At 60.1% G+C, this 13,434-nt stretch carries 13 protein-coding genes; 7 read left to right on the top strand and 6 right to left on the bottom strand.

Going from position 1 to position 13,434, the window contains the following annotated elements; genetic code table 11:
* Window positions 1-10 precede the first annotated feature (10 nt).
* Complete coding sequence (ggt, locus tag DRW39_RS03070; protein WP_116105501.1) at window positions 11-1,699, top strand: gamma-glutamyltransferase; 1,689 nt, start codon at window positions 11-13, stop codon at window positions 1,697-1,699.
* 24 nt (window positions 1,700-1,723) lie between these two features.
* On the opposite strand, the gene DRW39_RS03065 is transcribed toward ggt, so the two are convergent.
* The 3 genes from DRW39_RS03065 to DRW39_RS03055 all read right to left on the bottom strand — a co-directional run bounded on the left by DRW39_RS03065 (window position 1,724) and on the right by DRW39_RS03055 (window position 4,801).
* The gene (locus tag DRW39_RS03065) at window positions 1,724-3,121 is read right to left on the bottom strand and encodes a M56 family metallopeptidase (RefSeq protein ID WP_116105500.1); all 1,398 of its coding nucleotides are present in this window, start codon (window positions 3,119-3,121) and stop codon (window positions 1,724-1,726) included.
* Window positions 3,118-3,495: a BlaI/MecI/CopY family transcriptional regulator gene (locus DRW39_RS03060; RefSeq protein WP_116105499.1), complete on the bottom strand. Its 378-nt coding sequence runs from the start codon at window positions 3,493-3,495 to the stop codon at window positions 3,118-3,120. Before DRW39_RS03060 ends, DRW39_RS03065 begins: the two co-directional genes overlap by 4 nt.
* Window positions 3,496-3,592: 97 nt before the next feature.
* A complete protein-coding gene (locus DRW39_RS03055) occupies window positions 3,593-4,801 on the bottom strand; it encodes a pyridoxal phosphate-dependent aminotransferase (RefSeq protein ID WP_116105498.1) in 1,209 nt (402 codons plus the stop codon).
* A gap of 166 nt (window positions 4,802-4,967) precedes the next feature.
* Between DRW39_RS03055 and DRW39_RS03050 the strand changes: the two genes are divergently transcribed.
* Window positions 4,968-6,335, top strand: a complete 1,368-nt coding sequence (locus DRW39_RS03050) for an MFS transporter (protein ID WP_198664773.1) — start codon at window positions 4,968-4,970, stop codon at window positions 6,333-6,335.
* On the opposite strand, the gene DRW39_RS03045 is transcribed toward DRW39_RS03050, so the two are convergent.
* The 3 genes from DRW39_RS03045 to mnmH are packed head-to-tail and all read right to left on the bottom strand — an operon-like array spanning window position 6,332 to window position 9,146.
* Window positions 6,332-7,630, bottom strand: a complete 1,299-nt coding sequence (locus tag DRW39_RS03045; protein WP_116105497.1) for a TRAP transporter large permease subunit — start codon at window positions 7,628-7,630, stop codon at window positions 6,332-6,334. The two genes, DRW39_RS03050 and DRW39_RS03045, sit on opposite strands and share 4 nt — an antisense overlap.
* Complete coding sequence (locus DRW39_RS03040; protein ID WP_232830047.1) at window positions 7,627-8,133, bottom strand: TRAP transporter small permease subunit; 507 nt, start codon at window positions 8,131-8,133, stop codon at window positions 7,627-7,629. The genes DRW39_RS03045 and DRW39_RS03040 overlap by 4 nt, the downstream gene beginning before the upstream one ends.
* Entirely contained in the window at window positions 8,130-9,146 is a 1,017-nt protein-coding gene (gene mnmH, locus DRW39_RS03035) for a tRNA 2-selenouridine(34) synthase MnmH (RefSeq protein ID WP_116105496.1), read from the bottom strand. The genes DRW39_RS03040 and mnmH overlap by 4 nt, the downstream gene beginning before the upstream one ends.
* Before the next feature lie 62 nt (window positions 9,147-9,208).
* On the opposite strand from mnmH, the gene DRW39_RS03030 reads away from it, so the two are divergent.
* The 5 genes from DRW39_RS03030 (at window position 9,209) to gldF (ending at window position 13,418) form a co-directional block, all read left to right on the top strand.
* On the top strand, window positions 9,209-10,081 hold the full coding sequence (locus DRW39_RS03030; RefSeq protein ID WP_116105495.1) for a RimK family alpha-L-glutamate ligase: 873 nt from the start codon (window positions 9,209-9,211) through the stop codon (window positions 10,079-10,081).
* Window positions 10,078-11,037 carry a succinylglutamate desuccinylase/aspartoacylase family protein gene (locus tag DRW39_RS03025; RefSeq protein WP_116105494.1) on the top strand — a complete coding sequence of 320 codons (960 nt, stop codon included), beginning with the start codon at window positions 10,078-10,080 and terminating at the stop codon, window positions 11,035-11,037. The genes DRW39_RS03030 and DRW39_RS03025 overlap by 4 nt, the downstream gene beginning before the upstream one ends.
* Before the next feature lie 66 nt (window positions 11,038-11,103).
* Window positions 11,104-12,018, top strand: a complete 915-nt coding sequence (gldA, locus tag DRW39_RS03020; protein WP_116105493.1) for a gliding motility-associated ABC transporter ATP-binding subunit GldA — start codon at window positions 11,104-11,106, stop codon at window positions 12,016-12,018.
* 20 nt (window positions 12,019-12,038) lie between these two features.
* Window positions 12,039-12,686 carry a hypothetical protein gene (locus tag DRW39_RS03015; RefSeq protein WP_116105492.1) on the top strand — a complete coding sequence of 216 codons (648 nt, stop codon included), beginning with the start codon at window positions 12,039-12,041 and terminating at the stop codon, window positions 12,684-12,686.
* Window positions 12,687-13,418 (top strand): gliding motility-associated ABC transporter permease subunit GldF, encoded by a 732-nt coding sequence (gene gldF / locus DRW39_RS03010; RefSeq protein ID WP_116105491.1) that lies wholly within the window; start codon window positions 12,687-12,689, stop codon window positions 13,416-13,418.
* Window positions 13,419-13,434: the final 16 nt, after the last annotated feature.

Genomic DNA, 13,434 nt, shown 5'->3' with positions numbered 1-13,434 from the left:
CCCCATTCCAATGAAGTACCTACCGTTGTTGTTTTGTTTATCGATACTCGCCTGCCGGGAAGAACTGAAAGTAGACTACGAGGCCCAGAAGGCGTCCGTGTTTCCTCAGGCCGCCATCGCCGGACCCCACCCCCTCGCTACCCAGACCGGCCTGGAAGTCCTCCGTCGCGGCGGGAATGCCATCGACGCGGCCGTTGCGATGCAGCTCACGATGGCCGTGGTCTTTCCGCGGGCCGGGAACATCGGTGGGGGCGGTTTCCTGGTGTACCGGGCGGCGGATGGGGAGACCCTGTCACTAGACTACCGGGAAACGGCACCCTCGGCCGCCAAGCGGGATATGTACCTGGACACGGCGGGCAACGTGACGGAAGGGCTGAGTACCCGTGGCCACCTGGCCGTAGGGGTTCCGGGTACCGTGGCGGGTATCGTCGCCATGCACGAGCGCCTGGGTAGCCTGCCCTGGGCCGAGCTGGTGCAGCCGGCCATCGACTTCGCCGAAAATGGGTACCGCCTCAGCGAGTCGGAGATCGATCGCATCAAGCGTTACCACGCCGACTTCACGGAGTTTAACGATTTCACGCCCTTTTCCGATAGCACACTGGGCGTCGGAGCGCAGGTAAAACAGCCGGATCTGGCCGCCACCCTTTCCCGTATCCGGGACTTGGGTCACGACGGCTTCTACACCGGCGAGACCGCTGACCTGATCGTCACGGAGATGGAAAGTGGCGGCGGGCTAATTACCCACGAAGACCTGTCCGCCTACGAACCGAAATGGAAAGAACCGATTACCAAGGCCTACCGCAACTACCGCCTCATCTCCATGCCCCCGAGCAGCAGTGGCGGGCTAGCCCTCGCCCAGATGGCCAAGATGCTGGAGCCCTATCCCCTGGAGGAATACGGGTTCCAGCGCGTTCGATCGGTACAGGTGATCGCCGAAGCCATGCGCCGCGCCTACGCCGACCGGGCGGAATACCTGGGCGACGCCGATTTTTACCCCGTCCCCGTCGACTCCCTGCTGAACGATGCCTACCTCCTCGAACGGATGGCGGATTACCGGACGGACTCCGCCGGTACCAGTACCGACATCACCGCCGGGCAGGTTGCGATGAAGGAGAATTTCGAAACCACCCACATCAGCATCGTGGATAGTCTAGGCAACGCCGTATCCATCACCACGACCCTCAACGGCAACTTCGGCAGCAAGGTGATGGTAGACGGAGGCGGATTTTTCCTCAACAACGAGATGGACGACTTCAGTGCCAAGCCCGGCGTACCCAATATGTTCGGGCTCGTCGGCAAGGAAGCGAACGCTATTCAGCCCGGCAAACGGATGCTCTCCAGTATGACGCCGACCATCGTGGAGAAGGATGGCGAGTTGTTTATGGTACTGGGCGCCCCCGGAGGGTCCACGATCATCACGGCCGTTCTGCAAACCTTTCTCAACGTGGCCGAGTACGGGATGCCCCTTCCCGAGGCGGTAGCCGCGCCCCGCTTCCACCACCAGTGGCTGCCGGATGAAATCCTTTACGAGCCCGACGCCCTCGCGGACGGGGTGCTCGATAGCCTGGAGGCGCTGGGCTACCAGTTTCGGGAGGTGAACTCCATGGCCGTAATCAAGGCCGTACAGGTCCTGCCCGACGGAAGCTTGCAGGCGGCCGCCGATCCGCGGAATCCGGATGACGACGTGGAGGGGTATTAAGAACGGTACGCAGAAAAGCTAAGCTCAGCACCCTTCGACCTTGGGAGCGGCGGGTCGGCCGCCGGCCTGGTGCAGGAGCATTCTCTCCATGGCTGGCAGGTAATTACCCGTGTCGGGACCTTCCGGAGTCGGGACTTTCTTTTCAATCCATTCGTAGGTTCCATCGCCTACGGGCCGCCAGATAGTGTGGAAGTACTTCTTCGTCCATAAATCGACCTGATAGTCATGGATGCCGGCATTCTTAGCATTACCTAGCAGGCGGCTTTTGCGGTGATGCGCAAAATCTTCCGCGCTAAACTCACCGAGGGCATCATTGTCGATACGAGTTCCGTCCACCCAGATTCCGAAAACCTCGGGATCGCGCCACGCTACCAGATCCGCATCCATGGGTGGGTTGGCCCGCATGGGCTTCATATTTTCCAGGACGCTTGCCGGAGGCGGAGGTGGCGGCAAAATGGTATCGTGGTTAATCACCTCTACGGTCTTCGCAGGCGTGGGAGTCGGGAAACCTAGGGTCGTTAGATCGGCTGAAAACGCGTCCCTCGGTGCGGAAGTGCGCCCACCGAGAGAAAAGGCGGCGACGAGCGTTATTCCGGCAACGAAAGTATAGCTACTCAGGCGCCGTAGTAGTGAGGGTTTGGATTGGAGCATCATGGAGAAGCGTTTTTTAGTAAGGGAATAGTCGGCCGTACTGGCCAGGTAGAGCGCCGGGCCGGTCTGCCGCAACGCGTTGAGTAGTTGTCGCTGGTAGTCCGCAACCGGATGACCCGACCGGACCACGGCCCGGTCGGCCAGTAATTCGTGGGTTTCCGCCAGACAGCGGGCATACCGGTACAGCAAGGGATTCCACCACCAGGCTACGCAGAGGAAAGCCATCAGCAGGCGATCGAGGGAGTGCAACTGCCGTGCGTGGGCGTGTTCGTGGGCGAGAACGCCCGGTGTCGGGCGGGCCGCCTCACTAAAGAAAACCCAGCGCAGGAAAGTGTGGGGGGGAGTAGCGTAGGGCAGCACCACCTCCGTAAGCCCACCGGCCGGGTAATGCTTGCCGTGACCGAGGCGTTGGTATACGCCGAAGAGAAAGTAGATCACGCGGACCAAGGAGTACAGCACCCCGATTCCGTATAGCGTCCATAGGGAGATTGCTAACCAATTCGTACTGGAAGCCTCCTCGCTAACTGGAGTAAGCTCGATAATATCCGGACCGACTGTGACGACTGGCTGGAAAACGTCCTCGCTCGTCCGGGCCAGTATTTCGGCCGGCCATACGGGCAGATACGGAATCACAAACGACAGCGCTACCGAAGCCAGGAGGTACCCCCTTTTGAAGTGATCCAACGGAGTCCGGTCGAGGATGAGGTAAAAGGCGACCAGAAATATTCCCTGCGCGGCCGCCACTTTCGCGAGGTACATCCAGGTGATCATTTGGCCTCCTCAATTTGGTCCTGGATCATCCGCTGAAGTTCTTCCAATTCTTCCCGGGAAAGCCGCGCCTGCCCCGTAAGGAAGGAAGCGAACTCGAAAGAAGACCCGCCGAAAAACTGGTTGACCATGCCCCGGATGCGGCGGCCGAAGTACGCCTCCTTGGAAATCTTCGGGAAGTACTGCCGGCTGTTACCGTGAAGCTCGTATCCAATAAAGTCCTTATCTACCATACGGCGGATAAGCGTGGCCACGGTGGTCTTGGCGGGTTTGGGTTCCGGCAGGGATTCCAGCAGTTCCTTCATGTAGGCCCGGCGCAGTTTCCAGAGGTACTGCATGATGCCCTCTTCGGCGGGAGTAAGCTCTGGTTGTGACATTTGTAGTTGTTGTTCTACAAATGTAGTTCGTGCTGGCCATAAATGCAAGCGGGCCGGCCAGAAATCTTCGGCCGGCCCGCTGGACGCTGCAAGGCAATTAGCTCAGACGGCCAAGGGCCTCGGCGATGCGACTGACGGCCTGCTTCAGTTGCTCCTCACTGGCCGCGTAGCTGATCCGCAGACATTCGGGGGCACCGAAGGCACCACCGGTCACCGTGGCCACGTGGGCGTGGAGCAGGAGATACTCGGCCAGGTCATCGGCATCCTTGATGGTGTTCTCTCCGTCGGATTTTCCGAAGAAGGCGCTTACGTCGGGGAAAATGTAAAAAGCACCCTGGGGACGATTAACCTTCATGCCGTCAATCTTCTCCAGCCCCTCGATAATCAGTTCACGCCGGCGACCGAAGGCCTCCTTCATGGCGATGGTCGGGCCCAGGTCGCTGTTCAGCGCGTGTGCGCCGGCAGCCTGGGCGATGCTGTTCGCACCGCTGGTGTTCTGACCCTGGAGCTTGGTACAGGCATCGGCAATCTCCTGGGGGGCACCGATGTAGCCCAGGCGCCAGCCGGTCATGGCAAAGCCCTTCGAAAATCCATTGACGGTGATGGTGCGGTCCTTCACTTCCGGACAATTACCGATGCTGGCGTGTGCGCCGGTAAAATTGATGTGCTCGTAGATCTCGTCGGAAACAACGTAGACATCGGGGAAGTCGGCGAGTACTTTGGCGATCGCGCTGAGCTCGTCGGCGGTGTACACCGACCCGGTAGGATTACAGGGGCTGGAAAAGAGGATAAACTTCGTCCGGTCGGTAATGGCCTCGCGGATCATCTCGGCGGAAACTTTATAGTCGTCCTCGATACCGGCACCGACGATGACGGGCTTTCCGCCCGCCACTTCGACCATGGCGCTGTAGCTGACCCAAAAGGGGGCCAGGATGACGACTTCGTCTCCTTCGTCGAGCAGGGCGAAGCAAATGTTGGCGATGCTCTGTTTGGCGCCGTTGCTGACCACGATCTGGGAGGGCTTGTAATCCAGTCCGTTTTCGCGCTTGAATTTATCGGAGATGGCCTGGCGGAGCTTCAGCGTACCGGGCACGGGCGTATACTTCGTTTCTCCGGCATCCAGCGCTCTTTTGGCGGCTTCCTTGATGTGTTCCGGCGTATCGAAATCCGGCTCGCCGAGGCTCAGGCTGATGACGTCGTGGCCCTGGGCCATGACCTCGCGACCGAGTTGAGCCATGCGGAGGGTCGCGGATTCCTCCATGCTGGAAACGCGCTTGGATAAGGGAGAGGCGGTAGTAGTAGACATGCCGGATTGATGGTTTTGTGGGTATCGCGAAGATAAAGCGCGCGATCTCCACATCCCATGCTTTTCCCTTGCCAAATAATTCGCACTTTTGCCGGGAAGTCTTACGCCCAAATCACGGTAGAGCACGCTCTGGACTACCGCGCCCGGGATCACTACCTACGCGATCATGTCAAAAGTATCCATCGGCTCGTATAAGCCCCGTTTAGGTTTCTGGGAAATCTGGAACATGAGTTTCGGGTTCCTCGGCATCCAGTTCGGATTCGCCCTGCAGAACGCGAACGTCAGCCGCATCTTCGAAACGCTGGGGGCTTCCCCCGATGAATTGCCTATTCTGTGGCTGGCCGCTCCGGTGACCGGCCTTGTCGTCCAACCGATCATCGGGTACTACAGTGACCGGACGTGGAGCGAAAAGTGGGGACGCCGCCGGCCCTTCTTTGCCGTCGGTGCGATCCTGGCCACCGTAGCCCTTTTCCTGATGCCGAACAGCACCGCGTTGTGGATGGCCGTACTGATGCTGTGGCTGCTGGACGCCTCGATCAACATCAGCATGGAGCCTTTCCGCGCTTTCGTCGGAGACATGCTGCCCAACGAGCAACGTACCCGGGGTTTTGCCATGCAGAGCTTCTTCATCGGGACGGGCGCCGTAGTGGCCTCCGCACTTCCCTACATCTTTACCAACTGGTTCGGGATGGTCAATACCGCGCCGGAGGGAATGATCCCCGATTCCGTACGCTGGTCTTTCTACCTCGGCGGCATCGCCTATTTCTGCGCCGTCATGTGGACGGTCTTCAATACTAAAGAGTATCCACCCGACGATCTGGAGCAGCTGCGGGAGGAAAACGCGGCCCAGGGGATCTACGATGGTATCAAGGAGTCTTTCCTGGGCATCTTTCGCATGCCGAAGACCATGGTACAGTTAGCGGCCGTCCAGTTTTTCTCCTGGTTCGCCCTGTTTTCCATGTGGATCTATATGACTCCGGCCGTGACCGCCCACGTATACGGTACGACCGATACGGGTTCCACCCTGTACAACGAAGGGGCGGACTGGGTAGGCATTTGCTTCGCCGTCTACAACGGCGTGGCGGCGCTGGCGGCCTTCGTCCTTCCGGTCATCGCCCGCTACCTAAACCGACGTCTTACCCACCTTATCTCGCTTTTCTGTGGCGCGGTCGGCCTGGCCAGTATATTTATCATTGACGACCCAAATATGCTGATCGTTTCGATGATTGGCGTCGGTATCGCCTGGGCCAGCATCCTCTCCATGCCATACGCCATCATCAGTAGTATCCTGCCCCCGCATAAGATGGGCTACTACATGGGCGTCTTCAACTTCTTCATCGTTATCCCCCAAATCGTGGCCGCCGGCTTGCTCGGATTCATTCTGTCGACCTTCTTCGGGAACGTCCCCATCTACGCCATCCTTATTGGCGCGGGTTCCTTCGTCCTGGCCGGACTCCTCTGCCTGATTGTTGACGATAATGAAACCGTTGAGGACTTCGCCGTACCCAAGAACCCCGTCGAACCGATCACCTAGGACCTTACGCCTAACCACTCCGGGAAGAATACGACGATCGCCAGTAGCAGCACCTGGATGACCAGGAAGGGAATGATGCCCCGGTAGAGGTGACCGGTGGTCACTTCGGGGGGAGCCACGCCCTTCAGGTAAAAGAGCGCAAAGCCGAAGGGTGGTGACAAGAAGCTTGTTTGCAGATTGATGCCGAGCAGGATGCCCAACCAGATAAGGTCCGTACCGTAAGCAATGAAAACCGGCGTAACCACCGGTACGATGATAAATACGATCTCGATAAAATCGATGAAGAAGCCGGCCACGAAGACCACGATCATCACCAAGGCCAGAAATTGATACTCCGGCAGGTCGCTGCGTTCGATGAGCCCGACCAGAAAGCGGTCGCCGCCGAGTTCCCGGAAAACGAGCGAAAAGGTGGTCGCGCCAAGGAGGATCATGAAGACCATACTCGTCAGGTGGGTCGTATCACGGCACACGGTGGCCGTGGTTTCCCGGTCCAGTCGACCCTGCGTCCAGGTCAAGAGCATAGCGCCCGCTGCGCCCACGCCGGCCGCTTCCGTCGGGGAAGCGAGACCGATCAGTATGCTGCCCAGCACGGCTACGATGAGGAGCAGCGGCAAAAAGAGGCTCTGCACGACGCCGATCCAGAAATGGCGGTCCCAGGGCGGCCCTTCTTCCCGCGCGGGAAACCGTTTGGGTCGGAACACCCCCAGTAGCAGAATGTAAAGGATATAAGCCGCGACCAGCAGCAAGCTGGGATATAGCGCGGCGCGGAACAGGCTGCCAACGCTGACCTGCAAGACACTACCGAGTAAAACCAATACCACCGATGGCGGTATGATCTGCCCCAGCGTTCCGGAGGCCGCGATCACCCCCGTCGCCAGGGGGGCGGGGTAACCCTGCCGGAGCATGGGCGGCAGGCTGATCAGCCCCATCGTGATAACCGTAGCCCCGACAATTCCGGTAGAGGCCGCCAGCAGCGCCCCGACCACGATCACGGATACCGCCATGCCCCCCCTGACCCGGCCGAACAGTCCGGCCATACTGTTGAGCATGCGCTCCGCCAGTCCGCTCTTCTCCAGCATGATGCCCATGAAGATGAATAGCGGCACCGCCAGCAGTACGGAATTTTCCATCACCCCCATCACCCGGTTCGGCAACAGGGTCAGCACGTTCACGTCGAGGAAGCAGAAGGCGTAGATGAGGCTCAGCCCGCCCAACGTGAAGGCGACCGGATAGCCGTAGAGCACCAGCAGGAAAATGCTGACAAACAGGATGAGCGCTAGTACGGCCAGACTCATTCGCCGTCGGGTTGATGGCGCAAACGACTTGCCTTCCAGGCCTCCGCCAAGCCCTGGAGAATCAGAAGGGCGGCCGCCAGGGGCACCACGGATTTAATCGGAAAGTAACAGGGGATGCCGTTCGGGTTGGGGCTCCCCTCCCCCGACAGCCAGGATTCGTAAGCGTAGTGCGCACTGGTATAGAGCAGTACGATGGCCCACGGAATGAGAAAAAGCGCCGCCCCCACCAGATTCACCGTGCCTCTATCCCGGACGCTGAAGCCCTCATAGAAAAGATCCACCCGGACGTGGCGATCCTGCTGCAACGCATAAGGTATACCGAGTAAAAAGATAAGTGCGAAGAGGTGCCACTCCAGTTCGATCACCCAGGCCGCGGTCAGGCTCAGGAACCAGCGCAGGGTAACGTCCACTACGACCACGACGATGAGCACGATGTTGAGCCAGCCGACCGCCCGTCCGATCCAGCTCACCAGCTTATCGATGGCGTGTACGAGCGTTTTCAATCCAGCGAGCGTATTTGTTGGGCAATCGTGCGGGCATCCCGCTCCTTTGCTTCCAGTCGTACCGTTTCCGTGGCCCCCTTGCGATCCGCGTAGTGGGCGTAGGCCTTGTCGTAGTAAACCAATGCGATGCGCGCCGCCGTAGCGTAATCCCCTTCCTCCAGGGCGTCGAGCGCCCGCTGCAGGTGCTGTCCGCCCAGTCGTTTCTTGAGCCGGGTAAAGGCCGCGGCCAGATCGGCATCCGCGTAGCCGGCGTAATCTTCCACCAGATTTTGGACCCGCCACGCGTCCGGCTGTGCGATTTCGACCACCGGGGCCTCCACCAGCCGCTGGTAGAATACGTACGGCTGGCAGACCGTGCCGATCATGCGACTTTCGTCCTCCAACCAGACTTCCCGACCGGCCGGAATCGCAAACAGTTCGGCGAAGAGCAGATTCTCGAATTCCTCCGTCGTAGGCTGTTCGGCTTCACCCAGCGCGCCGAACGACGACCCCTTGTGATTAGCCAGCCCCTCCAGGTCCACCACCGAGGCGCCGGTCGCCGAAAGCGCGTGGAGAATGCGGGTCTTACCCGAGCCGGTCGGCCCACTGATGACCCGCAGGCGGTGGTGTTCCGTCGCCAGCCAATCCCGTACGAACGAGCGGTAGGCTTTGTAGCCGCCCGATAGCTGGCGCACGTCCATTCCGGCTTTCTCCAGCAGCCAGGCCACGCTGGCGCTCCGCTGCCCGCCCCTCCAGCACTGCACTACGACGTTTCCCGCCGGTGCCGCCTCGCGCGCGGTTTCCACCAGCCGGCGCATCTTTCCCCCGGCTATTTCCAGGCCCCGCAGCAGGGCGTCATCGGGACTGACCTGCTTGTACAGCGTACCGACCTCGGCGCGTTCCTCGTCGGAAAACAGCGGCAGCGAGACGGCACCCGGCGCATGACCGCTACGAAATTCTCCCGGGCTACGGACGTCTAGCAAAACCGGCCGTTCGGCAAGGGAGAAATAGTCTTCCGCGGTCAGTGTCTTCATGAACGACTCGGCTAATGCGTGTACCGGGCAAGATAGATAAAAGGCTTGTTACCTTTGCCGCCATGCGGATAGCCGTCTTTTCCCGTGGTCCCGGCCTGTACAGTACCCGCCGGATCGTTGAATCCGCCCGGACGCGCGGGCACGAGGTGACCGTAGTCGATCACTCGCTCTGCAGTCCCTACGCCGACGGCGGTAAAAGCAGCATCCTTTACAACGGACAGGCCCTGGAGGCGCCCGAAGTCGCCATCCCCCGCATAGGGGCGAACATCACCACGCGGGGGGTGGCCCTCATCCGGCAACTCGACGTGATGGGGGTACCGCACGTACTGAGCGCGGATGCCCTGCTACTTGCCCGCGACAAGATGAGCTGCCTGCAGCGACTGACGCAGGCGGGCATCGGGGTACCCCGCACCGTGCTATGCTTCAGCACCCACGAAGTACGGAAAGTAGCCAAGCGACTCGGCCCCTTCCCCGTAGTGGTCAAACTGCTGGAAAGCACCCACGGCGTGGGCGTGGCCCTCGCCCATAACCTCTACCAGCTGGAGCGATTGGCGGAGAGCTTTCTGCAGCTACAGGATCGGGTGCTTATCCAGGAGTTCATCCGCGAGAGTAAGGGCCGCGACCAGCGTGCTTTTGTAGTTGGCGGCGAGATTGTGGCCGCCATGGAACGGCGGGCTACGGCCGGCGAGTTCCGTGCTAATATTCACCGGGGGGCCACGGCTACGCGGATCGACCTCTCGGAGGAGGAACAAGCGCTCGTGTTACGGGTCGCCTCCGTGATCGGCGTGGAAGTGGCCGGCGTAGACCTCATCCCCAGTATGCGCGGCCCCCTGGTAATGGAGGTCAATGCCAGTCCGGGACTCGAAGGGATCGAAGGCGCAACGGAAGTGGACATCGCCGGAAAAATTATTCAATACGCAGAAAGCAAAGTATGAGCGACATCACGCCCCTCAAGGTTGCCGACGGCGAATTTTACCCCGGACAGTCCGGTCTGGTAGAGCTCGTGGCCGGGCAGCTACCCAGTGGCAATGAAGTTTCGATCAAGGCACACGTCTACCGGAGCTTTCGGGAGGGCCCTACCCTGCTCTTCATCGCCGGGGTGCACGGTGACGAGATTAATGGGGTGGAGATCCTACGGCGCGCCATCCGGCAGAAGGTATTCAGCAATATCATCGCGGGAACCGTGGTGGTCGTTCCCCTCCTCAACGTCTACGGCTTCAACAACTTCAGCCGCGATGTACCCGACGGTAAGGATGTAAACCGAAGCTTTCCCGGTACCGCCACGGGCTCGCTGGCCAGCCGGATCGCGGCGGGACTGAGTAAAAATCTCCTCGCGAACTGCGATCTCGCGGTCGACTTTCATACCGGCGGTCGCGGCCTGTTTAACTACCCCCAGATCCGCTACTCCCCCGGCGACCTGTCCGCCTACGAGGCCGCCAAGCAATTCAATCCGCCGGTACTGGTTGCTTCCAAGGCCCCCTCTAAATCACTTCGCCGATCGGCGCATAAATCATTGGGCCTTAGCGTACTGACCTACGAGGGCGGAGAAAATCTGCGGTACGACGGTCACGGCATCACCGAGGGGCTGGCCGGTCTGCGCCGACTGCTCTACGCCCGGGGAATGATCAAGCGGCAACCCGAAGCATCGGAACGTGAGCCGGTTTCCGTCAGCGCCAGCAGCTGGGTGCGTGCCAGCCGGGCCGGGCTTTTCCAGTGGAGCAAGCGCAGCGGTTACGCGGTTCGCCGCGGCGAACCCATCGGCATGATCTACGACCCGCACGGAATTAAACCCAATAAACGGATCCTATCCCCGCGCGACGGATTTATCATCGGCCACAATAACGCGGCCGTGGTCAGCCAGGGCGACGCGCTTTTCCACATCGGCTACTAATTTGCGGGCAGCCAACGTTCTCCGCTTTCTGGCTGTCTCTTGATCCTGCAACCCTAAATGCCTGCCATGTCCGTTACCGTCACCGACCTCACCAAGCTCTACGGCAACCAGCGTGCCGTGGATGGCATCAGCTTTCAGGCACGCTCGGGAGAGGTGCTCGGTTTCCTCGGCCCTAACGGCGCCGGCAAGACGACCACCATGAAAATTCTGACCTGCTACCTCAGCCAAAGCAGCGGCACGGCGGAGGTATGCGGTCATCCCGTGGCTACGGAAAGCCTGGCGGTGCGCCGGCTGGTAGGCTACTTGCCGGAACATAACCCTCTGTATAAGGACATGTACGTCCGCGAGTACCTCACCTTCGCCGCCCAGGCCAACGGCATCCGCGGATCACGGGCACGGATCGCTGACCTGATCGATATGACCGGTCTGGGCCGCGAAGCCCACAAGCCGATCGGAGCCCTCTCCAAGGGTTACCGGCAGCGTGTGGGATTAGCACAGGCCATGCTGCACGATCCGCAAGTGCTGATCCTGGACGAGCCCACCAGCGGACTGGACCCCAACCAGCTGGCGGAGATTCGCACGCTTATTAAGCGGATCGGCCAGGAGAAGACCGTTATTCTGAGCACCCACATCATGCAAGAGGTGCAGGCGTTATGCGACCGGGTCGTGATCATCGACCGGGGCAAGATTGTCGCCGATGATCCCATCGAGCGACTTCAGCGAAGGCTCAGCGGTGACAGTTCCGTGTTGGTTCAATTCGACCGTCCGGTTCCGGAAGCTGAATTACTGAAGATCAGCGGCGTGGCATCCGTCACCTCCGGAAAAATTCCGCATAGTTACCGCTTACTTTTGCGGGGCGAAGCGGACCCAAGGGCCGACGTATTTCGCTTTGCCGTGGCCCGGGGCCTGGTTCTGCTCGGCATGGTGAAAGAGGAGCTTTCCGTAGAGGAAGTATTCCGGGCCCTGACCGCCGCCGGTTGATGTCTTACCTTTGTCACACCATGCGCTGGACCCTTTTCCTCCTGCCCCTTTGGCTTACCGCCCAGCGGTCGGCTCCCCTGAACGCGGACTTTCGCTTTCAGGACGGGGTGTACTTTTCCGCCGAAGCGCTGCTGGCCAACGAACCGGACGTCGACTGGGGCGAGATCGCCGGGGAGATGGTCCAGTTGCCGGAAGACTTTCGGGTACAGATCGACAGCTTCGGGTATAAAACGCGACGCTACGTCAAGCCCTACGCGATCGGCCTGGACGGCTTGCCCTACCTCTTCGTTCGCCAGGACGGCGGGCGTGCATTTCACGAGTTCACGGGGCTTCGGCAAACCGGTCGCTACGCCACGATCCGCTACGATACCATCGTGCATACCCGCCAGCTAATGCGCGCCTACAATCCGGCCACGGGCAACCCCTTCCGCGAAGGTTGGGTCGAACGCGATCGTCGCCAGGAAGTAAGCCGGGTGGTTGATATGGCTACGGGCCGCCGGCATCCCCTGGAGATACTCGCGGTTAGTGAACTCGTCGATGATGAAAAGGAAATCAGCGACGCCGTCCTCCGACTTACTAACGATGACCAGCAAAAGCTCGTGCGGGCCCTGGTGCTGTACAACGAACGCCACCCCCTCCTGATACCCTTACCCCAAGCCACCGATTAAATGACCGCCATTTTCCGCAAGGAGATCAATGCGTTCTTCTCCAGCCTGATCGGCTACGTCGTCATCGGCGTCTTCCTGATCGTCATGGGGCTGTTCCTCTTCGTTTTTCCCGATACCAGTCTGATCAACTACGGCTACGCCACCCTCGGCCCCTTCTTCGAGCTGGCCCCGAACGTCCTGCTCTTTATCATACCGGCGATCTGTATGCGCGCCTTTGCCGAGGAGCGACAGACCGGATCCATCGAGCTGCTCGTCACCCGGCCACTCCGTGACATCGAGATCGTGATGGGCAAATTTCTGGCCTGTCTGACTCTCGTTGTGATCGCCCTGCTGCCCACTCTGCTTTATTATTATTCGCTTTACCAACTAGGCGAGCCGGTGGGCAACATCGACACCGGCGGCACCATCGGCAGTTACCTGGGCTTGCTGTTTCTCAGTATGGCCTTCGTAGCCATCGGCCTGCTGGCGAGCTCGCTGACCACCAACCAGATCGTCAGCTTTCTGTTGGCGCTCACCATTACCTTCTGGTGTTACTTCGGCTTTGACTACCTGGCTTCCCTGCCCGTTTTCTACGGTAACGGCGACGCCTTCATCACCAGCCTCGGTATGCAGGAACACTTTCGCAGCCTCGGTCGGGGGCTGATCGATTCCCGCGACGTCATTTACTTTCTAAGCATAACGGCTTTCTTCATTTTACTTACGGTACTGAGCCTCGAGCGCCGGAAGTGGTAAAGGGCGGCGGTGCGCA

Source organism: Lewinella sp. IMCC34191, assembly GCF_003390935.1.
Lineage (GTDB): Bacteria > Bacteroidota > Bacteroidia > Chitinophagales > Saprospiraceae > Neolewinella.
The sequence above is the reverse complement of the archived record's forward strand: the minus strand, read 5'-3'. Positions and strand labels throughout refer to the sequence as shown.

Coding starts and splice junctions, on each gene's coding strand:
- ggt (WP_116105501.1), top strand. CDS start 11: ATGAAGTACCTACCGTTGTTGTTTTGTTTATCGATACTCGCCTGCCGG.
- DRW39_RS03065 (WP_116105500.1), bottom strand. CDS start 3,121: ATGATCACCTGGATGTACCTCGCGAAAGTGGCGGCCGCGCAGGGAATA.
- DRW39_RS03060 (WP_116105499.1), bottom strand. CDS start 3,495: ATGTCACAACCAGAGCTTACTCCCGCCGAAGAGGGCATCATGCAGTAC.
- DRW39_RS03055 (WP_116105498.1), bottom strand. CDS start 4,801: ATGTCTACTACTACCGCCTCTCCCTTATCCAAGCGCGTTTCCAGCATG.
- DRW39_RS03050 (WP_198664773.1), top strand. CDS start 4,968: ATGTCAAAAGTATCCATCGGCTCGTATAAGCCCCGTTTAGGTTTCTGG.
- DRW39_RS03045 (WP_116105497.1), bottom strand. CDS start 7,630: ATGAGTCTGGCCGTACTAGCGCTCATCCTGTTTGTCAGCATTTTCCTG.
- mnmH (WP_116105496.1), bottom strand. CDS start 9,146: ATGAAGACACTGACCGCGGAAGACTATTTCTCCCTTGCCGAACGGCCG.
- DRW39_RS03030 (WP_116105495.1), top strand. CDS start 9,209: ATGCGGATAGCCGTCTTTTCCCGTGGTCCCGGCCTGTACAGTACCCGC.
- DRW39_RS03025 (WP_116105494.1), top strand. CDS start 10,078: ATGAGCGACATCACGCCCCTCAAGGTTGCCGACGGCGAATTTTACCCC.
- gldA (WP_116105493.1), top strand. CDS start 11,104: ATGTCCGTTACCGTCACCGACCTCACCAAGCTCTACGGCAACCAGCGT.
- DRW39_RS03015 (WP_116105492.1), top strand. CDS start 12,039: ATGCGCTGGACCCTTTTCCTCCTGCCCCTTTGGCTTACCGCCCAGCGG.
- gldF (WP_116105491.1), top strand. CDS start 12,687: ATGACCGCCATTTTCCGCAAGGAGATCAATGCGTTCTTCTCCAGCCTG.